This window comes from Cupriavidus sp. C2SS-8b (genome assembly GCF_057073745.1).
Map to the genome: position 1 here is coordinate 943,329 of NZ_CP172717.1, position 19,684 is coordinate 963,012.

The 19,684-nt window shown below is 65.5% G+C and carries 21 protein-coding genes; 7 read left to right on the plus strand and 14 right to left on the minus strand.

What is annotated here, in order from left to right:
- Window positions 1-46: 46 nt before the first annotated feature.
- Window positions 47-1,153: an AGE family epimerase/isomerase gene (locus tag ACIGJB_RS21280; RefSeq protein ID WP_483734265.1), complete on the plus strand. Its 1,107-nt coding sequence runs from the start codon at window positions 47-49 to the stop codon at window positions 1,151-1,153.
- Here ACIGJB_RS21280 and ACIGJB_RS21285 read toward each other — a convergent pair.
- A complete protein-coding gene (locus tag ACIGJB_RS21285; protein ID WP_483734266.1) occupies window positions 1,150-2,016 on the minus strand; it encodes a LysR family transcriptional regulator in 867 nt (288 codons plus the stop codon). The two genes, ACIGJB_RS21280 and ACIGJB_RS21285, sit on opposite strands and share 4 nt — an antisense overlap.
- A 154-nt stretch (window positions 2,017-2,170) precedes the next feature.
- Here ACIGJB_RS21285 and mdtD point away from each other — a divergent pair, with 154 nt between their 5' ends.
- Window positions 2,171-3,571 carry a multidrug transporter subunit MdtD gene (gene mdtD, locus ACIGJB_RS21290; RefSeq protein ID WP_483734267.1) on the plus strand — a complete coding sequence of 467 codons (1,401 nt, stop codon included), beginning with the start codon at window positions 2,171-2,173 and terminating at the stop codon, window positions 3,569-3,571.
- 11 nt (window positions 3,572-3,582) lie between these two features.
- On the opposite strand, the gene ACIGJB_RS21295 is transcribed toward mdtD, so the two are convergent.
- Window positions 3,583-4,593, minus strand: a complete 1,011-nt coding sequence (locus ACIGJB_RS21295) for a Bug family tripartite tricarboxylate transporter substrate binding protein (protein ID WP_483734268.1) — start codon at window positions 4,591-4,593, stop codon at window positions 3,583-3,585.
- Window positions 4,594-4,635: 42 nt separating this feature from the next.
- Window positions 4,636-5,844, minus strand: a complete 1,209-nt coding sequence (locus ACIGJB_RS21300) for a M20 aminoacylase family protein (protein WP_483734269.1) — start codon at window positions 5,842-5,844, stop codon at window positions 4,636-4,638.
- Window positions 5,845-5,937: 93 nt separating this feature from the next.
- Here ACIGJB_RS21300 and ACIGJB_RS21305 point away from each other — a divergent pair, with 93 nt between their 5' ends.
- The gene (locus ACIGJB_RS21305) at window positions 5,938-6,846 is read left to right on the plus strand and encodes a LysR family transcriptional regulator (RefSeq protein ID WP_483734270.1); all 909 of its coding nucleotides are present in this window, start codon (window positions 5,938-5,940) and stop codon (window positions 6,844-6,846) included.
- 15 nt (window positions 6,847-6,861) lie between these two features.
- Here the strand turns inward: ACIGJB_RS21305 and ACIGJB_RS21310 are convergent, their stop codons facing one another.
- From ACIGJB_RS21310 to ACIGJB_RS21325, 4 genes are all read right to left on the minus strand, one after another.
- Window positions 6,862-7,230: a hypothetical protein gene (locus ACIGJB_RS21310; protein WP_483734749.1), complete on the minus strand. Its 369-nt coding sequence runs from the start codon at window positions 7,228-7,230 to the stop codon at window positions 6,862-6,864.
- A 26-nt stretch (window positions 7,231-7,256) separates the two neighbouring features.
- Window positions 7,257-7,955 carry an alpha/beta hydrolase gene (locus tag ACIGJB_RS21315; protein ID WP_483734271.1) on the minus strand — a complete coding sequence of 233 codons (699 nt, stop codon included), beginning with the start codon at window positions 7,953-7,955 and terminating at the stop codon, window positions 7,257-7,259.
- Between the two features lie 166 nt (window positions 7,956-8,121).
- Window positions 8,122-8,415 (minus strand): hypothetical protein, encoded by a 294-nt coding sequence (locus ACIGJB_RS21320; RefSeq protein WP_483734272.1) that lies wholly within the window; start codon window positions 8,413-8,415, stop codon window positions 8,122-8,124.
- A 147-nt stretch (window positions 8,416-8,562) separates the two neighbouring features.
- Entirely contained in the window at window positions 8,563-9,438 is an 876-nt protein-coding gene (locus ACIGJB_RS21325) for an alpha/beta hydrolase (protein WP_483734273.1), read from the minus strand.
- A 366-nt stretch (window positions 9,439-9,804) separates the two neighbouring features.
- Here ACIGJB_RS21325 and ACIGJB_RS21330 point away from each other — a divergent pair, with 366 nt between their 5' ends.
- From ACIGJB_RS21330 to ACIGJB_RS21345, 4 genes are all read left to right on the plus strand, one after another.
- Complete coding sequence (locus ACIGJB_RS21330; RefSeq protein WP_483734274.1) at window positions 9,805-10,278, plus strand: copper resistance protein CopQ; 474 nt, start codon at window positions 9,805-9,807, stop codon at window positions 10,276-10,278.
- Between the two features lie 367 nt (window positions 10,279-10,645).
- Window positions 10,646-11,212 carry a TetR/AcrR family transcriptional regulator gene (locus ACIGJB_RS21335; RefSeq protein WP_483734275.1) on the plus strand — a complete coding sequence of 189 codons (567 nt, stop codon included), beginning with the start codon at window positions 10,646-10,648 and terminating at the stop codon, window positions 11,210-11,212.
- 412 nt (window positions 11,213-11,624) lie between these two features.
- The gene (locus tag ACIGJB_RS21340) at window positions 11,625-12,134 is read left to right on the plus strand and encodes a copper resistance protein CopQ (protein WP_483734276.1); all 510 of its coding nucleotides are present in this window, start codon (window positions 11,625-11,627) and stop codon (window positions 12,132-12,134) included.
- Window positions 12,135-12,331: 197 nt separating this feature from the next.
- Window positions 12,332-12,895: a TetR/AcrR family transcriptional regulator gene (locus ACIGJB_RS21345; protein ID WP_483734277.1), complete on the plus strand. Its 564-nt coding sequence runs from the start codon at window positions 12,332-12,334 to the stop codon at window positions 12,893-12,895.
- Here ACIGJB_RS21345 and ACIGJB_RS21350 read toward each other — a convergent pair.
- The 7 genes from ACIGJB_RS21350 to cydB all read right to left on the minus strand — a co-directional run bounded on the left by ACIGJB_RS21350 (window position 12,885) and on the right by cydB (window position 19,680).
- Window positions 12,885-13,637, minus strand: a complete 753-nt coding sequence (locus ACIGJB_RS21350; protein ID WP_483734278.1) for an alpha/beta fold hydrolase — start codon at window positions 13,635-13,637, stop codon at window positions 12,885-12,887. The two genes, ACIGJB_RS21345 and ACIGJB_RS21350, sit on opposite strands and share 11 nt — an antisense overlap.
- Entirely contained in the window at window positions 13,634-14,656 is a 1,023-nt protein-coding gene (locus ACIGJB_RS21355; RefSeq protein WP_483734750.1) for a M14 family zinc carboxypeptidase, read from the minus strand. Before ACIGJB_RS21355 ends, ACIGJB_RS21350 begins: the two co-directional genes overlap by 4 nt.
- A 68-nt stretch (window positions 14,657-14,724) precedes the next feature.
- Window positions 14,725-15,612: a LysR substrate-binding domain-containing protein gene (locus ACIGJB_RS21360; RefSeq protein ID WP_483734279.1), complete on the minus strand. Its 888-nt coding sequence runs from the start codon at window positions 15,610-15,612 to the stop codon at window positions 14,725-14,727.
- A gap of 210 nt (window positions 15,613-15,822) precedes the next feature.
- Complete coding sequence (locus ACIGJB_RS21365) at window positions 15,823-17,967, minus strand: phosphocholine-specific phospholipase C (protein ID WP_483734280.1); 2,145 nt, start codon at window positions 17,965-17,967, stop codon at window positions 15,823-15,825.
- A 63-nt stretch (window positions 17,968-18,030) separates the two neighbouring features.
- Window positions 18,031-18,243 carry a hypothetical protein gene (locus ACIGJB_RS21370; RefSeq protein WP_483734281.1) on the minus strand — a complete coding sequence of 71 codons (213 nt, stop codon included), beginning with the start codon at window positions 18,241-18,243 and terminating at the stop codon, window positions 18,031-18,033.
- Window positions 18,244-18,529: 286 nt separating this feature from the next.
- A complete protein-coding gene (locus ACIGJB_RS21375) occupies window positions 18,530-18,673 on the minus strand; it encodes a DUF2474 family protein (RefSeq protein ID WP_483734282.1) in 144 nt (47 codons plus the stop codon).
- Window positions 18,673-19,680, minus strand: coding sequence for a cytochrome d ubiquinol oxidase subunit II (gene cydB, locus ACIGJB_RS21380; protein WP_483734283.1), 1,008 nt, complete (start codon window positions 19,678-19,680; stop codon window positions 18,673-18,675). Before cydB ends, ACIGJB_RS21375 begins: the two co-directional genes overlap by 1 nt.
- Between the last annotated feature and the right edge of the window lie 4 nt (window positions 19,681-19,684).

Genomic DNA, 19,684 nt, shown 5'->3' on the forward strand with positions numbered 1-19,684 from the left:
TCGTCTGCTCCGGGGCGCCGGGTGGCGCCCGCTTCTCCGGACCCGCATGCCCATCTCACCTGAACTTGCCGAACTGGTTGCGTCGCTGCGCGCACACTATGACACCGCCATCCTGCCGCACTGGACCGCCAAAGGCTGGAACGCGGAACTGCTGCTGCCCTATGAAGCGTTGGATGGCGCCAGCGGCGATGCCCTGCCGCCGGTGCGTTACCGGGCCATGGCCTGTGCGCGTCAGATCTATGTGTTTTCGGTGGCCGGCCAGCTCGACCACGCCGATACGCTGTTCGGTTCGCTGCAGGCCTACTTCAGCACCGGCGACGGCGGCTGGATCTACAGTGTCGATGCGGCCGGCATGCCGCTGGACTCGACACGCGACCTTTATACGCATGCCTTCGTGATCTTCGCGTGCGCGCACTACTACGCCTGCGGCGGCAACGAGGACGCGCTGGCCATCCTGCAGGAAACGCGCGAGCTGGTCGAGCAGCGCTTTGCAGACGGTTTCGGGCTGTACCACGCGGCGCTGTCGGAGTTTTTCAAGGACAAGGGCGCGGGCGTGCAGCAGAACCCCATCATGCATTTGACCGAGGCTTACCTCGCGGCGCTGGAGGCTACCGGCGACGAGTGGTATGCCGTGCGTCTGCGCGAGATCGCCGCGGCCGTGCAGGGCCGGTTCGTGGATCCGGCCAGTGGTTGCATCGCCGAGCTGCCGCAGGAGACGGCGGGTAATCGCATCGAGCCCGGCCATCAGTTCGAGTGGTTTTCGCTCGTCGCCGGCAACCCTGCATTGTTCGAGGGCGCGCCGCTTGGCGCTTCGCTGCAGCGCGCCTTTGTTTTCGCGCAGGCGCATGGCGTAGTCCCCGGCACACTGGGCGTCAGCGCCGCGCTGAATGCCGATGGCAGCCTGCTCGACGGCACCGAACGCATCTGGGCGCAGACGGAATTCGCCCGCGCGCTGGCCGTCGATGGGACACCGGAGTCGCTGGCGACACTGGAGGCACAGTTGCGCCAATACCGTAGCCGTTTCCTGCACGCGGGCGGCTGGCACGAATGCGTGGCCCCGTCCGGCGAAGTGGTGCGGGCCGAAATGCCGTCCACGTCGCCGTACCACCTCGCTACCGCATACGAGGCGCTGGACGAACTGGCGCAGCGCTAACCAGCGATGCGGTTGCTGGCGGCGCGCAAATCGCTCTTCTGCAGCAGCCGCAGCAAGGTCTCGGCCGGCTGGCTCAGCCGGCGCGCCGACAGCGAAATGAACTCCACCTCGGGCAGCGTCGGCAGGCGTTCCCAATTGAGCGGCGGCGCCACGCCTTCGCCGTAGAGATAGCGCGAGCGTACCGTCAGCCCAAGGCCGCCGCGGGCAGCGGCAAGGCACCCGGAATGGCTGCTGCTACTGCAGACCACCTGCCACTGGCAGCCCGCCTTGGCCAGGGTATCGAGCACGACCGAGCGCGTCACGCTCGGTTCGTGCACCAGGATCAGCGGCAAGGGCTGGGACAGGTCCACCAGGGTCCCGGGGCGCGCGAGCCATTCCAGCGAGCCGCGAAACAGCGGTACGCCGCGGCGGTCGCCCTGGCGGCGCTTGCCGAGCATCAGGTCGAGCGCGCCGGCATCCATCAGCTCGTACAGTTTGCTGGTCATGGCGATGGTGATTTCCATCTCCACGTCGGGATGCGTATTGCGGAACGCCGACAGCACGCCCGACAGCGGCCCCTGCGCCAGGTCCTCCGAAGTCCCGAGCCGGACACGGCCACGCAACCGGGGCGCGGTGAACTGCGACTCCGCGCGTGCAATCGCCTCCAGGATCAGCCGCGCATGCACGAGCAGCGCTTCGCCGTCGGGCGTCATCGACAGCGAGTGCGTATCGCGGATAAACAGGCGACGCCCGACGCTTTGCTCCAGCCGCCGGATATGGTCGCTGACGCTCGACTGCGACAGGTCCAGCTGCCGGCCGGCCTCGGAGAAACTGCGTGCGGCCGCCACCGTGGCGAAGGTTTGGATCCAGACAGGGTTGAGCATGGGGGAATATTGTTATCGGCATATCCGATGGCAGTCAGTATATCTGGCAGGGTTCCCGATCGGCTGGCGGCAGCTATGATCGATTCCATGACACGGCTGCCAGGGCTTTGCAGATTGTCTCCAGCCTGCACGCCGCGCCAAGCACATGCCCCCCATGAGCCAAGCTTCCACTCCCTCTCTCAAGGCCATGTTGTGGATCGTCGCTGCGGGTTTCTTCATGCAGACGCTCGACACCACCATCGTCAATACCGCATTGCCGTCGATGGCGCACAGCCTCGGACGCAAGCCGCTGGACCTGCAACCGGTGGTGGTGGCCTACACGCTCACCATGGCCATGCTCACGCCGGCGTCAGGCTGGCTTGCGGACCGCTTCGGCACGCGACGGGTCTACTTCAGCGCCATCCTGATCTTCGTGCTGGGGTCGTTGTTCTGCGCCGGGGCGCAGACGTTGCCGCAACTGGTGATCGCGCGCGTGGTGCAGGGCATTGGCGGCTCCATGCTGCTGCCGATCGGACGGCTTGCCGTGCTGCGCAATGTATCGGGCGAGCAGTACATCGCCGCGCTGGCCTTCGTCTCGATCGCGGGACAAGTGGGCCCGATCTTCGGGCCCGTGCTGGGCGGCTGGCTGGTACAGCATGTCTCCTGGCACTGGATCTTCCTGATCAATGTGCCGGTCGGCGTGGTCGGCCTGCTCGCCGTGCGCCGCTACCTGCCCGCGGGCGACACGGCCGGCGCGCCGCCGTTCGACTGGATTGGCTGCGGACTGCTGTCCCTGTGCATGGTGGCGTTCTCGCTCGCCCTGGATGCACAGGCGAGCCACGCCGGCTGGAACGCTGGCCTTGCCGCGCTCAGCGTGGCCGCCGCGCTGCTGTATATCCCCCATGCGCGCCGCAGCCACGCGCCACTGTTCCGTCTGGCGCTGTTCCGCGAGCCGAATTTCAGCGTGGGACTGGCTGGCAATCTCGTCTGCCGCATCGGTTCCGGCGCGGTGCCGTTCCTGCTGCCGCTGCTGATGCAAATGCAGCTTGGCTACACGCCGTTTCACGCCGGCCTGATGCTGCTGCCGGCCGCACTGGCCGGGACGCTGTCCAAGCGCTGGATCGTGCCGCTGGTGACGCGCTTCGGCTATGAGAAATTTTTGCTGGTGAACACGGCGCTGGTGGGGGCGTCGATCGCATCGTTCGGCGCGATGTCGCCGGGCTGGCCGCTGGCGCTGTCGATCGCGCAGCTCGCCCTGTTCGGCGCGACCAACTCGATGCAGTTCGCGGCGATGAACAGTGTCACGCTCAAGGGCCTGAGCGTAGAGGATGCAGGCAGCGGCAACAGCCTGTTTTCGATGGTGCAGATGCTGGCCATCGGCCTGGGCGTGACGGTCGGCGGCGGACTGGTGACGCTGTTCAGCGCGCAGTTCGGCGAGGCCGGTCCGGCCTTCCGGCTGGCGTTTGTCGTGGTAGGAACCATCACGCTGCTGTCGGCGCTCGTGTTCCGGCGGCTGGATGTCGTGGAACTCGGCAAGGGAAGGCGTGCGGCGCCTGCTGCGGCGCGCACGCCATGAATGCGCCGCAATCAGGCCGCGTTGGTCTTGCGTCCGACGTTGCGGATCAGCTGCGTGACACGCGCCTGGTACTGGTCGAAGAACTGGTTCGCCTGCTGCTGGCTGTCGACGGGCTGGACCACGGTGCGTCCCTCCGCCTCCAGCTTGGCGCGTAGTTCAGGCTTGCTCAACGCTTCGCCGATGGCCTTGCGCAGTACCGCCACGCGATCCGCGGGCGTGCCTTGCTTGACGAAGTAGCCGCCGCTGATCATGTACTCGAAGTCAGGCACTGTCCGGCTTTGGGAGATCAGCGCAATGTGCTTCAGCGATGCGGGCAGCGTCTTCGAGAAGCTCGTCAGCACCTTTAGCCGGCCTTGCTGCTGCATGGCGTCGAAGCTCGACTGGTAAGGCAGGATCGCAAAGTCCACTTCGCCGCCTGCCAGTCCTTGCAGCGCCGGCGCGGCACCCTTGTACGGCACGTGCAGGAAGTTCAGGCCCAGGCGCGCGCCCAGCGCGTCGCCCATCAGGTGGTAGATGGAGTCGATGCCGACGGTCGCGTAGGTCAGCGGCTTGCCCTTGTTCTGTTTCGCGTAGTCGATGAACTTGTCGAGCGTATCGGCGGGAATGCCGTTGCGGACCATCAGCACGATGTTGGCGTCGCTGATCGGTGCGGCCAGCATGAAGTCCTGCGGTTTGTAGCGTGCGGCCGGATTGAGCAGCGGGGCCAGGAAGACCTCGTTGATCGAGCCATGGAAGAAGGTATAGCCATCGGCCGGCGCGGCCAGCACCTTGTTGGCGCCGATCAGTCCGGTGCCGCCGCCGTAGTTCTCGACCAGCACCTGCTGCTTGACGCTCTTGCTGATCGATTCACCGAAGATGCGTGCGGACGTGTCGCTGGCGCCCCCGGCCGGGTAGGGCACCACGAGCGAGAGCGGCTTGGTCGGAAAGGCTTCGGCCGCGAACGCAGGCAGGCTGCCGAGCGCGGTGCTGCCCGCGGCGAATCCTGCGTATTGGAGAAAGCGGCGGCGGTTGAGCGAATGCATGGTTGTCCCCGTTCTTGGTTTGTTTTCAGGCTGGTGGCTGGTTCAGGCCAGGTAGCTCTGCGCCAGGTGCACCCAGAATGCGGCGCCCACGGGCAAGGCCTTGTCGTTGAAGTCATAGAGCGGGTTGTGGACCATGCAGCCCCCATCCTCGCCCAGGCCGTTGCCGAGCCGGACGTAAGCGCCGGGGCGATGTTCGAGCATGTAGGCGAAGTCCTCGCTGCCCATGACCGGCGGGCGCGCCACGACATTGGCTTCGCCAACCAGCCGGATGGCGGCCTCGCGCGCGCGCTCGGTCTGTGCGGCATGGTTGACCAGCACCGGATACTTGCGTTCGTAGACGACCTCGGACTGCAGCCCGAAGCTCTCGGCCTGCGCGCTCACGAATTGCTGGATACGCGTTTCGACAAGCGTGCGTACCCGCGGATCGAGCGTGCGCACGCCGATCTTGATCAGCGCGCTTTCCGGCACGACGTTGTAAGTGGCGCCGGCCTGGATCGATCCGACTGTGATCACGGCGGACTTGAGCGCATCGATTTCGCGGCTGACGATCGATTGCAGCCCCAGCACGATGCTCGCGGCGCACTGCATGGGGTCGATGCCGTGATGCGGCATGGCGCCGTGCGCGCCACGTCCGCGCAGCGTCACCGTGGCGCGGTCGAACGAGGCCATGGCGGGCCCGGCGCTGACACCGATCTGGCCGACTGGCAATCCCGGGGCGTTGTGCAGCGCGTAGATCTCGTCGCACGGGAAACGCTCGAACAAGCCGTCCTCCAGCATGCGTAGCGCACCGCCTTCGTTCTCTTCCGCGGGCTGGAAGATCAGGTTCAGCGTGCCATTGAAATCGGCGGACTCGGCCAGGTAGCGGGCCGCACAGAGCAGGATGGCCGTATGGCCATCGTGCCCGCATGCGTGCATCTTGCCGGGGAGGGTGCTCGCATAGTCCAGGCCGGTCTTCTCCTGGATCGGCAGTGCGTCCATGTCGGCGCGGATGCCGAGCGCCTTTGTCCCTGCTCCCTTCTTCAGCTTGCCGACAAGGCCGGTGGTGCCCAGGCCGCGATGCACCTCGTAGCCCCATGCCGCAAGGCATTCGGCAACGAGATCGCTGGTCCGGCGCTCCTCGAAGGCCAGCTCGGGATGTGCGTGGATCTTGCGGCGGATATCGACAAATTCCGGCGAAAGGGTCTGGATGGACTGCCGCAGGTCTGCAAGGCTGGATGGGTTCATGGGTTCGGCGAATGGGATCGTGTTCATATTCTCGCTGCGCCGGCCCGCGGCATCCATGACAACGATTGCGGTAAAACGTTGTGTATATTGCAACGATTGCGAGACGAGGAGGGGAGAACGATGGACGATGTCCTGGACCGCAAGCGGGCGCTGTGCCTGCTGCAGATCATCGAGACCGGCTCGGTGCGCGGCGCGGCCGATGTGCTGGAACTGGACCCGTCAGTGGTGAGCCGCGCCGTGGCCAAGCTGGAGCAGGACACCGGCCTGGCGCTGCTCGAACGGCGTGGCCGGGGCGTCGTGGCGACGGATGCGGGGCGGCTGCTGGCGCTGTTCGCCAGGCGCCAGCAGGATCTGAGCGACACCTTCCTGGCGGAGGTCAATAACCTGAAGAACGCCCAGCGCGGCCACGTGGAAGTCGTTTTCGGCGAGGGCTTTATCGATCTGGTACTGGAGCCGGTACTGCGGGGGTTCCAGCACCAGTACCCCGATGTCACGTACAACATCCGCGTGGCGGGGACGGAAGAGACCGTGCGTTGCATCCTGGAGGACCTGGCGCATATCGGCCTGGTGTTCCAGCCGCCGGACGACGTGCGGCTGCGTTCGCACTATTCACGGCTGGCACCGATCCGCGTCCATGTGCGCAAGGACCATCCGCTGGCACGCAAGCGGGGCGCGCTGACGCTGGCCGACCTGGCGCCGCACCAGGGCGCGTCCCTGACTGAATCGTTCGGCGTGCGCAAGCATATCGAGGCAGCCGAGGTCGAAGAGCACATCACGCTGAACCATATGCTCACCACCAACTCGTTCAAGGTGCTGTGGGAATTCGCTGCGCTCGGGCTGGGCTACATCATGACGCCGCGCTCGGTGCCGCTGAAGGGCGCGCAATTCGCGGACCTGGTGTCGCTGCCGCTTGCCAACCCGATCCTGAACAACAGCCGCATCCATGTGATCACCCGGACTGGGCGGCCGCTGTCACCGGTGGCGGACCGCCTGCTGCGTCATGTGGTGAAGGCGTTCCCGCGGGTTTGAGGCGATGGTTCGTTGCTACTCGTTGACGCCGTTCTCGCGCAACAGGCGCTCGCATTCGTCGAGCATGTCGTGCGCGAACGCGGACTGGTAGTTCGGGTCGAGCGCTTCCATCATTTCGTGCGAGGCATAAAGCCCCGCTTCGCGCGATAGCGTCTCCGCCAGCTGGCGTGCGAACTGGTCGCTCAGTTCCGAGAGCAGGCGGCGCTCCGACAGGGCGAGCTGCAGCTTCGAGCGTGACAGCCATTCTCCCGCCAGCGTGGCGCCCTGCGCATCGGTGAGCCACTTGCCATGTTCGTAGTAGGCGGACAGCCGCTCGGCCGTCAGCGCAAACACGAGTGCCTTGCGGGTGTTGAAATCGATCTTCAGAAGCGGTGCTGCTTTCATGTTCATGGGGATGACCGTGGCGGGGCTCAGCCTTGCGCCGATTGCTGCGTGATGCGGGCGAACGTGGCCCGGAGCCACGCGCCGATGGCGGCGATTTCTTCCATGCAGACCGAATGCGGCATGGCATAGGTGTGCCATGCCACCGGAATCCGGCGTGCCTGCAGGAAGTCGCGCGCCTGTTCGCCAAGCTGCAGCGGCACAACATCATCCTGCGTGCCGTGGGCGGCGAAGACGGGGATGGCGGCGTTGGCGGCGGTCGCCTGCGCTGCCAGCGTGTCCGGAGCGGGGATATACGTGGACAGGGCGACGATGCCCGCAAGCGCGTCCGGATGGGTGATGGCGGTGGTGTAAGCGATTGCGCCGCCCTGCGAAAAGCCGGCCAGCACGATGTGGTCCGTCGCGATACCGCGGGCATTTTCGCGCGCGATCAGCGCCCGGATGCGCTCGCACGAAACCCGGATGCCCGTTTCATCGGCACGCCGGCCGGCTTCGTCGAACGAGTAGATGTCATACCAGGCCGGCATGACGTAACCGCCGTTGCAGGTGACGGGAATGGCCGGTGCATGGGGAAAGATGAAGCGCACGCCTGGCGTGTCTCCCAGGCCAAGCTCGGGAACCACCGGCACGAAGTCATTGCCATCCGCGCCCAGGCCGTGCATCCAGATCACGGTGAAAGCGGGATTCGGCGCGGTCTCGATCTCGATCGCGGGCAGCAGTTCGTTCATGGGGGGCTCCTGTGTGACGGTGCGCCAGCCGGCTTGCGCGGCGGGCAGCGCGAGTATCGCACAGGTCGGCACGCGTTCCCGCGAGCCGTGCGGCGCTATCAATGACGGGCGGAGTACGAAGGACTCCGCCGTAGGTCAGGCAATTTGCCGCCGCATACTCGGCCCGCTAGGCGGCCGAGGGCACGATCGGGACGGTGGTCAGTCCTGGCGCGACACGCGGTGCCGAGAAGGTCTCGATGGCGGCCGGCGGGGCGGCGCGGCGCTTGTCCACCACGTCCTCGACGCCCTTGGTCGCCACGTCTTCCAGGAACGCGACCATGTCGCGATAGTAGGCGACCTGCATTTGCGCCTCGAGCAGGCGTCGCTCGGCCTGGAACAACGTCAGCCTCATGTCTTGCAGTTCCCTTTCGGCAATCTTTTCCGGGGTCGGCGGACTGAACAAGTTTGCAAGCCGGCGCATGGCATTCCCTCCAATGCTGTTCAACAGCGATTAACCGATGCTTTTGCCATGAGAACAAATATAGACAAGAAATCGGGAAAAGAATCTCAGCCTGCCCATGCGTCGCGCCTCGCCCACAAGGATGATTGCCGCGGTGCACAGACTCGGTTAGATTGTCGGGTCCCGATCGAGGCCGTGCCTGCGGCCAAGCATGAATGCGATGACGGGCGCCCAGTACGCATGCATGTGGTCGGCCAGGATAGCCGCGTCATGCGGCATGCCGTCAAACAAGACCAGTTCCTGAAGATTCGCAGCCGCCTGCGCAAGACGTTCGGCATGGGCCAGTGGAAGGACCTGGTCGGCGCGGCTGTGCACGACAATCAGCGGCAATCCGATCCGGCGCAGGCGCGCCGCGTTGTTCCACGGATCTGGCAGCAGCCACGCCAGCCGCGCGGGCACACGGCCGGTCTGGACCGCGGCGGCACGCGCAGAACTGAAACCCGAGGCGATGATCATCCCGTCAGGGGCTGGCGTGAACCCGCGCGCGACATCCAGCAACACCCCGGACCCCAGCGAGTGGCCGAGAACGTAGTGCCGCGTTGCGTCCGGCGTTGCCGCCCGGAACATCCGATAGGCCGCGCGTGCGTCTTCACGCAGGTGCCGGACGCTGGGGCGTCCGCTGCTCGCGCCGTAGCCGCTGTAATCGAATACGAAGCTGCTGATGCCGGAATCCGCCAGCATGGCTTGCACGGGCGCCCAGTCGGACAGGCATTCGTCGTCGCCGTGGCACACCATCAGCGCCGGTGCCTGCCCGTGTTCCGCAGGCGCGTAAGCGGCATGGAGCACGCGAGCGCCACTGAGAAACGTGCTGTGTTGCAGCCTGGCATCGGGTTGGTCGGGCTCCGGCGGCGCGCTGGCCGGCGTGACGAATGCCTCGCCTTCGACTGCGCGGAACAGCAGGTGGCGTGCAAGCCCGGCCAATACGGCAATGCCGGCCGTACTGGCCAGCCAGCGGGGAAGTGGAGATTGGCGGGGAGGCTGCATGGTTGCCGGTGTGCGCGGGTGCCTGTCAAGGCTATCAGGTGTCGCGCAATTGGCACAGCCATAAGTGTGAGGCGATCGACCTGCAATGGCTCGCCAGTCATCCGAACATCAGCTATCGGGCCGATAGAAAACTTTTTCCTTGACTATCTACCTAGTAGTAGATAGTATTCGGGTCATGGAAGCGCTGCTCCACCGGCAAGAAAAAAGGAAGCCGGTCCTGCAACGGGACCATCGCAATACCGTGAAAGCGGTCTTTTTTTAGATCCAGTCGTCTATCTACTAGTAGATGCGAGATCAAAGAGAGACCCCAGTCGAGAACCGATTCCGCGACGCCCAAGGGGGAGGTCGCCAGCCAAGGAGCCCATCATGAATGCCAAGTTTGCCAAGACCGTCATCACTGCCGCAACCCTTGCCGCCGCGCTCGCCAGCGGTGTCGCCCAGGCTTCGGGCCCGCGCGACGGCAACTTTGCCGGTGACAAGTACGGCTACAGCTTCCGCGTCGGGAAGGTCGATGCGTTCACCGACGGCGCCAAGGTTGGCAAGTTCGACCCGTACACCGATGGTGCCAAGGTCGGCAAAACCGACCCGTACACCGACGGTGCCCGCACTGTCGCTGGTCTGGACACGCGCGGTGTGTCGGCCACGCCGGCGCGCAGCGTTGATCCGTACCTGGACGGCGCCAAGGTTGGCAAGTTCGACCCGTACACGGACGGCGCCCGCACGGTAGCCGGTCTGGATACGCGCGGTGTATCGGCCACGCCGGCCCGCAGTGCGGACCCGTATCTGGACGGTGCCAAGGTCGGCAAGTTTGACCCGTACACCGACGGCGCGCTCGCCTGATCCGTCTGCCGGCCTTGCAGGCCGGCGGCATTCTTTCGCCACGGCCGCCAGGTCCACGCAGGACCTGGCTGGCCGCAATGGAGTCCATCATGAATGTGCGTGACAGTATCCTTCTGCTCGGCGGATGGCTGCTGGTCTGCGTGACGAGTGGCTCGATGATCACCTTCGCCGCGCAGGTCCTGCCAGGTTAAGCCGCCTGATTGAACCGATTCACCATGGCACGCCCCGGTTATGCCGGGGCTGTGCCCGTCGGGGGCGCCGGCAAATCCGGGTGCGCGGGTCTCTGCCCGGCACCGGTCCTAAGGGATTACCCGCGCCTTCAGGCGTTCTCCTTGAGCGTCTATCTTCATGTAGATAAACTGGCCTCATGAAAACGCAAACCGTACGAGAGCAACTGCTCGAGCACACGCTCGTCCTGATCCGGCGCCGGGGCTTCAATGGCTTCAGCTACCGGGACCTGGCGGAACTGGTCGGCGTCAAGACGTCGAGCATCCACTATTACTTTCCGACCAAGGACGATCTCGTCCTGGAGGCCGTCAAGACATATAGCGCGGCCATGTCGGAACGCCTGCGGTCGATCGATACCACGCTGCCCGTAACCGAGCAGGCCGCCATCTACCTGGCCCCGTTCCGCGCCAGCTGCGGCTCGGACCAGATCTGCCTGTGCGGCATGCTGTCGGCCGAGACCTTGTGCCTGCCTGAGTCCGTCCACGAATTGCTGCAGAGCTTTTTCCTGATGAACGAGCGGTGGCTGACGGGCTTGCTGGAACGCGCCCAACCGCAAAGGACGACGCCGTTCCCGGTGCCGCCTGCGCGACTGGCGCAGGTCGTGTTCGGCTCGCTGCAGAGCGGATTGATTTCGGCGCGCCTGTTCGGTACGTCTGACCGGGTGGAGTCTGCCGCGGATACCCTACTGGCTGCCGTAGCCGGTTGACGCCGCGTCAGATAGAACGGCGTAAAGCTGCCATGTGGCGAGTGCTGCATGGCAGCTTTTTTTGTTTGTGGAATGGGCATCGATGCAAGGCCCCCGCTGGCATTAAGGGGGGCGGCCATATCGTTATTTATCACGGGGTTAAAGCCATCACGGAATGCCTATCGGTGCGATAGGAATCTTTTTCCTTGACTATCTACCTAGTAGTAGATAGTATTTGGCTCATGGAAGCGCTGCTCCACCGGCAAGAAAAAAGGAAGCCGGTCCTGCAACGGGACCATCGCAATACCGTGAAGACGGTCTTTTTTTGAATCCGATTATCTATCTACTAGTAGATGCGGGATCAAAAGAAGACCTGAAATTGAACCGAACCCAGGCGACGCCCACCGGGAGGTCGCCAGCCCAGGAGCCCATCATGAATGCCAAGTTCGCCAAGACCGTTATCACTGCAGCCACCCTTGCCGCCGCACTCGCCACTGGCCTCGCGCAGGCCGCCGCCCCGAACGGCAGCGGTTCTGCCGGAGACACTTATGGCTACAACTACCGCGTCGGCAAGGTCGATGCATTCACCGACGGCGCCAAGGTTGGCAAATTCGACCCGTACACCGATGGCGCACGCGTGGGGAAGGCTGATCCCTACACCGATGGCGCACGCGTCGGCAAGCCTGATCCGTACACGGACGGTGCCCGTACGGTAGCCGGCCTGGATACGCATGGTGTCTCGGCATCGCCCGCACGCAGTGTTGATCCGTACCTGGACGGTGCCAAGGTTGGCAAGACCGACCCATACACCGACGGCGCCCGCACGGTAGCCGGCCTGGATACGCGTGGCGTCTCGGCTACGCCGGCACGCAGCGTTGATCCGTACCTGGACGGCGCCAAGGTCGGCAAGTTCGACCCGTACACCGACGGCGCACTCGCCTGACCAGAGCGGCCGGCCAACTGAGATTCACAGCGGGCGGTACGTCGCCCGCTCCCAAGGGGAACATCATGAGTTTGCGTGACAGCGCGCTGATACTGGTTGGATGGGTGGGGCTCTGCCTCTTCAGCGGTTCACTCATCACGCTACTCGCGCAAACGCTGCCGGCCTGACCGGCAGTCCATTGCAAGGGGTCTGAAGCCATGAAAACACTATCCGTTCGCGAACAACTGATCGAGCACACGCTGGTGCTGATCCGTCGCAAGGGCTTCAACGGCTTCAGCTATCGCGACCTCGCCGAGCTGGTGGGCGTCAAGACCTCGAGCATTCACTACTATTTCCCGTCCAAGGACGATCTCGTGCTCGAGGCGGTGCGTGAATACAGCGCGCGCGTCCAGGAGCGCATCCGCGCGATCGACACCCGGCTGCCTCCCGCGGAACAGGCGCGGCAATACCTGGAGCCGGTCCGCGCGGGCTTCGGCACCGATCAGGCCTGCCTGGTGGGGATGCTGTCGGCCGATGTGCTGTCGCTCTCCGAGCCGGTGCGCGCGACAATGCGCGAGTACGTTCACATGCATGAGAAGTGGCTGACCGGCTTGTTTGAACGCGCCCAGCCGCTGCGCGACAAGCCGTATCCGGTGCCGCCCGCGCAACTGGCGCAAGTGGTCTACGGCTCGCTGCAGAACGGGTTGATGGCCGCAAGGCTGTTCGGCACGCATGAGCGTCTCGAAGCTGCCGCGGCCGTGCTTGCCGGGGTCATGCCGTAAGCGCGAGCTGGCGCGCTACCGTTTCGCACAGCCAGTCGGGATCATCATGCGGCAGGTCATGACCTGCCCATGGGTGGCGTAGCAGCGGCACCTTCCACATGCGCGCCAGATGGTCGGAGCAGACCGGGTCGACCAGACGGTCGGCATCCGAAGCAATCAGCAGGGTGGACGGGCAGGGCGACCGGCGATCGGCGCGGTAGCGTGCAGCCGCCAGCAGTTGCCGTAGCGCCGAACTTCGGCTGACTGGCGCGCTGGTCGCGATTTGCCTCCACGCTTGAATGTCGGCCTGTTTTGCATCGCTGCGTGCGCAGGTCAGCCCGTGGATGGTGGGCTCGCAATAATCCCGGTTCTCCCAGGCGGCAGCCATGCGCAGCAGGTCAGGCCAGTTGGCCGGACGCAGGCGCTGCGTCATGGTGCTGAAGGGCCGCATGCTGGTGTTGATCAGGACCAGCGCGGCCACCTCGTCGGGGAACCGGCGCGCCCATTCCGCCGCCACCATCGCACCCAGCGACATCGCCAGCACCCGGCAGTGTCGCGGCTGTCCTGCCTGTCTCAAACTCTCCCGGACCGACGCTACGAGTCCCGGCACGCTTGCCGGCGAGACTTCGTGACAGAGCGTGCCATTGCCGGGCAGGTCCAGCGCCAGCGGCGTGCCCAGCCCGGATGCCTGCCACCGCTGGGGCAGCGTGCCCCAGTGCCGGCTTTCGCGCGTAAGGCCGCGCAGGAATACCCAATCCGTCATGTATTGGGCTGCTGGTTCCAGTGCGCCCGCGCCTGCTCTTGCAACTGCGCGCGGCGCTCGCCGGTCGGCAGCCAGCGCTGTGGCGCAAAGGCGATGCGGCCAAGGAAATCGAACAGGCTCACATGGCGGCGCAGTACCCGCGCGGTGCGGTGTGCCTTGATCGGGTTGAAAATGCCATCGCGCGAGAACAGTTGCCGCGGATTCTTCTTGATCCACAGCCACGAGCCCAGCTCCAGCGTCATCGGCAGGAACAGGTTCTCCGGCGGCGCCAGGTCATACGCGTAGTCCCACAGGTCGCCGTGCAGCAGGTACTGGTGGCTCTGTGGCTCGAATGCATAGCCATGGTGCGGATGGGCCTGCTCGAACATGGTCTTGAGCAGGTACATCTCGGGCAGGTGCGGCATGGGGCGGTGCGTGCGCGCATACGGGAACCAGATGCTGTCGCGCCAGCCGTAGCCCGAATGGCAATCCACCGCGAAGCTGAGCGGCCGCGACAGCAGCTCGCTTTGCACCACCCTCAGCAAGGCCTGGCTTTCCACTTCCATCGGGAGACCGGCCCGGCCGCGAAACCATGGCAGCCAGGCGCCGATGCGCTGGCCGCCGGCAAGGAATGGCACGCGCGCGTCGGCGTCCTGCGGCGCATTGCGCATCAGGTCGACGCCGTTGGGGTTGGCGCGGGTGGCGGCCCACATGCCGCCCGGGTTGACGATGGGCATGAAGACCAGCCGCACCGACTGCAGCTCCTCGTGCAGCAACTCATCCCACTCCAGGCGCCAGAGCAGCGAGCGCAGGTAGTCCAGCACGAGTTGCGTGCCGATGCGCTCCAGTCCGTGGATGCCGCCGAAGATGCCGATGGCCGGCGCGTCGGGCGCCGTGGCGCCGACAGTGGCCGCATAGACCGAGAAGCGATGGCCGCGCACCGAGGTTTCGCAAACCGCGCGCGCGTCCAGCACGCGGCTGCCCGCATCCAGCAGGCCCAGCAACTGTTCGTATTCGGCAAAAGCGGCGTGCTCGCTCATGGCACCAATATAGGCGCTGGGCGGCGTGGCGGCCACGTGGCCGCCGCGCAGGGCGCGCCCCGCATCGCTCAGGCGGCCTGTGCCTGTGGGTCAGGCGCCAGGGCATTCACGCATTCCAGGAAGGCGCCCACCAGGCGCGTATGGCGCCGGCTTTCCAGGCAGTACAGGTATTCGTGCAGGACGGGCGGACGCTGCGCAAATAGCACGATGCGCAGGGTCGGGTCGCGCGGCACCTCGCCGGCGGGCACGACGCTCGCCCCGAGGTTCTGCCGGATGGCTTCGTAGATGGCCTCGCGGCTGCCGATGACCATATGGCGCGGCAATTCCTGGCCGCAGGCGGACAGCGCCGCCTCGGTGGCCTGGCGGGTCATCGAACCATGCTCGCGCACGAGCAGGTGGCATTCGGCGAGCCGGGCGATATCGACATGCGGCAGCCGCGCGAACGGGTGGTCCGCATGGACCACGAGCACCATCGGATCGGAAGCCAGGCGGGTACGCGCCAGCCGGCCATCCTCGACGGCGTGCGAGGAGACCGCGGCGTCGATGCGGTACTCCAGCAGCGCCTCGATCATCTGCTGCGAATTGCCGATCTCGATGCTGACCTCGACCGCCGGGAAGCGTTGCCGGAACGCGGCCACGCTGCGCAGGATGTAGTAGGGTCCGGTCGCGCCGATGCGCAGGTTGCCGAAACGCAGGTTCCCGGCGTTGCGCAGCAGATAGTCGGCATTGCTTTCCTGTTGCATCAACTGCTCCACCACCGGCATCAGCGCGACACCGACGTCGCTCAGGTCGATCCGGCTCGCACGGCGATAGAACAGCTCCACGCCATAGGCATCCTCAAGCTGGCGGATGCGCGCCGTGACCGTGGGCTGGCTCACGCCGAGTTGCCGGGCAGCCGTGGTAATGCTGCCCTGGCGTGCCACTTCGAAGAAGGTCGTGAGAAGGTCGCCGAGCATTGAGATTCCGGGGAGTAGGGGCTGGGAGGCGGCAGACGCGCTGCGACGGCGCAGTCTAGCGGTCCAATATGACAGAACAGCTAAGGCCTTCCCGCGGCACTTCCCGATACCAACACGGTTTCCCCTTCCCCAGTCCCTCTCCCTTCTTGGGAGAGGGAAGTAGTCGGGCGGCACATGGGCGCGCCATTGCCGGCCCACGACGCGGCGACGTCAGCCTCCCGTGCCCATTGCCGGATCCGACACACTGTCTTCGCCGGTCTCGAGCCGCCCCGCGAAGCGGCGCGTGAAGCCGCCTTGCTCCGTGCTCACGCTGAAGTCGTACCAGTTGCCCTGCCTGCCCACCGGCCAGTGCTGTTCCAACTGCTTGCCGGCGGGAATCTCGTAGGACCAGGGCCCGTCGGTACGATAGGCATCGGGCCGGACCGTAAAGGTGCAAGGGGCGCTGCCCGTGTTGATCATGGTGAGGTACACGGCTGCGTTGGCGATGTCGTAACACACCCGGATCTCCGGCGCGCTGGCTCCGGCGGCCACCCCGGCACTGACGTCGCCGCTGAAGGCACGGTGGAATCCGTTGGGACCGAGCACCCACAGGTCATACTTGCCGTTGTCGCCGGCGAATGTGTCCCAGCTGCCGTTCAGGTCCTTGCCTGCCTCAACCATATAGCGGCGTGGGACGCGGTCCAGGTGCAGGCGGTCGTAAACATGAAATACGGCGGCCTGCGTGCCGGTATTGCTGAAAAGCAGCCAGAGCTTGCGTGCGGCGGCGTCTTCGCGGGCGCTGACATGCAGCTCGTAGGGCAGCGCGCGCGAAGGCCGTATGCCCGTCTGCTGGACCGGCATTTGCTGGCTGTCCGCCGAGGGCAACGGCACCTGGGGCAGGGCACCCTGAGCGGTACGGATGGCATCGGCGCTGAGCCTGTCGCGGTTGGGCAGGGAAGGAACTGCGCCGGAGTTGGGATCGAGGAAGTTGAAAGCGGAAGTCAGGTCGCCAGCCACCGCGCGGCGATAGGCGCTGATATTGGGCTCCTGAACGCCAAAGCGGGCTTCCAGGAAGCGCAGAACCGAAGTATGGTCGAACACCTGCGAGTTGACCCAGCCACCGCGGCTCCACGGCGAGAGCACATACATCGGCACGCGCGGGCCGGGGCCGTACGGTTTCTGGTCGGTGTGGTATTCGCCGGCCGTCGACACGGTGGAGGCGCCAGCCAGCACCCCGTTTTCATAGGCTGGCGCGCAGGGAGGCGGCAAGTGGTCGAAGAAGCCGTCGTTCTCGTCGAAATTGACCAGCAGCACGGTTTTGCTCCACACGTGCGGATTGTCGGTCAGCGCGTTCAGGACTTCCTGCGTGTACCAGGCGCCCTGCACCGGGCTGGATGGCCCCGGGTGCTCCGAGTAGGTGGCAGGAGCCACGATCCATGACACCTGCGGCAGCGTGCCTGCGGCAATATCGTCCTTCAGCGCCTGCAGGAACCCGCCGTCGGGCATGGTATTGCCAATGCCCTTGAGCAACGGGCTGACGGCCTCGTCGGCGGGGCTGTACGGGGGGTACGGGCTGCCGTTGGGCTGGTTGCCGCGCGCGGCGTTGGCGTCGCGGTATTGCTTGAAGCCGGCCAGCGGATTGTCGGTGAAGTTGTCCGGCAGGTTCTGATAGACCTTCCAGCTCACGCCGGCAGCCTGCAGGCGCTCCGGGTAGGTGGTCCAGCGGTAGCTGACTTTGGTGGCGTCGAGCGAGTCGCCGCTGTTGTCGATGACCGGGCCGCCCATCGCTCCGGTCGGATCGTTGGTGCCGGTCCAGTGGAATAGCCGGTTGGTATTGGTGCCGCCATGGAAGGAGCAGTGGTAGGCGTCGCAGATCGTGAAGGCATTGGCCAGCGCGAACTGGAAATCGGCCTCGGCTTCGGTGTAGTAGCCCATCGACTGCGTTTTCTTGTAGGTGGGCCACTTGTTCATCCGACCCAGGTCCCAGGCGTTCTGGGCGTCGGGGTAGCTGTGCGGCGTGCCGTTGACGCGCTGGGCATTGCCGGCAGTGCTGTCCAGGTGGTAGGGCAGCACCACGCGGCTGGCGCCATTGCTGATATACGTCTGCTGGAACGCATTGAGCCCGCCCGCGAGCGGGATCGGGAACCTGTCGCCAAAGCCGCGTACGCCCCTGAGCGTACCGAAATAGTTGTCAAACGAACGGTTTTCCTGCATCAGGATCACCACGTGCTCGACGTCGCGGATGGAGCGAGTGGCATTGTTGGCGGGGATGGCGAGCGCTCGCCGGATCGCCGGCGGAAAGGCGGCCAGCGCGGCAGTGGCGGCGGCGCCGGTGCCGGCGAGCTTGAGGAAATTGCGTCTGCTGTTGGAGTTCATGGGGTTCGGTAGCCGGATAGGTTGGTGGGCGGCGTATATGTCTGGAAACCGGGCCGGCGCCGTTCAGGGCGCGCAGCGCATGACCGGCTTGGCGGCAGGCGGCTGGTTGGGCTGGTTGCCACCGCCCTGATTCGGGTTTTGCCCGGCACTGCTGGGTGTAAGAGGCCCTTGTCCACCGCTGTCCGCGCCGTCGCCGCCGCAGGCGGTCAGTGCCGTGCACAGCAGTACGGCGCCTATCCAGCGCGAGCGCGCCAGCATGCTGAGTGGGTTTGTCATGATCGTGTTCTCTTCAGGGAATGGGGGTGTTCGGTCTGCGCGGCTCTGCGCTTGGCATTGCGTGGCGGGCTTGGCAGCCGGCAATGCGCTGGCAGAGTAAGAGAGGCGGTTGTCACCGGGGTGACAGAGGGGCAAAGAATCCTGATTCCGGCATTCGGAATCTTGCGGACATTGCAGACAATGCAGGCGTGACAAGGCCGCGCGGGCAGTGCCGCGCGGCTCTTTCAGGGTCGGTAGGGGAAGGAAGTGGCAATCTCCGGCGGGGCGCGGGAGCCTGCCGTACAGCTCAGCGGTGGAAGCCGGCGCCCGCCATCAGCAGCCGCAGCAGCCAGGCTGCTGCGCCCAGTGCCGCAACGCTGGCCGCCCAGATCAGCAGGAGCCAGCCGACGCGTTTGAGCCACAGGCGGGCGCCGCCCGTTTGGGTGCCCATCAGTGGTACCCCTCGCCGTGGCGGACCTTGCCGCGGAACACGTAGTAGGCCCACACCGTGTACATCAGGATGAACGGGATGATGAACAGCGCGCCCACCAGCGCAAAGCCTTGGCTCTGCGGCGGCCCGGCGGCCTCCCAGATCGAGATGCCGGGCGGAATGATGTTCGGCCAGACACTGATGGCAAGGCCTGTATAGCCCAGGAAAACCAGGCCCAGCGCGTACAGGAACGGTGCGATATGGTGCGACCGGCGCAGCGAACGCATCAGCCCCAACACGCACAGCACCACCAGCAGCGGCACCGGCGAGAACCACACCAGGTTCGGCAGGCGGAACCAGCGCTCGGCAATTTCGGGGTGCGTGAGCGGGGTCCATACGCTGATGATTGCGATAACGGCCAGCAGTACCCAGCCCATCGTGCCGGCCAGCCGTACCATGCGCTGTTGCAGGCCACCTTCGGTCTTCATGATCAGCCAGGTGCCGCCGAGCACGGTGTAAGCCACAACCACGCCCACGCCGCAGAACAGCGGGAACGGCGCGAGCCAGTCCAATGGCCCACCGGCAAAGCGGTGGCCTTCCATGCGGATGCCGTCGATATACGCGCCGAGCGCCACGCCCTGGAAGAACGATGCGGTGAGCGAACCGCCGATGAACGCGGCATCCCATACCGGCCGCTCGCGGTCATTGGCCTTGAAGCGGAACTCGAACGCCACGCCGCGGAAGATCAGGCCCAGCAGCATCAGCATGAGCGGCAGGTAGAGCGCGCTCAGCACCACGGCATAGGCCAGCGGGAACGCCGCCAGCAGGCCCGCGCCACCGAGGACCAGCCATGTCTCGTTGCCGTCCCAGACCGGGGCGACGGTGTTCATCATGACATCGCGGTCATGGCGATCAGGCATGAACGGAAACAGCATTCCGATGCCCAGGTCGAAGCCGTCCATGACGACATACATCATCACGCCGAAGAAGATGATGAGGATCCAGAGAAGGGAAAGGTCGATGCCCATGGTG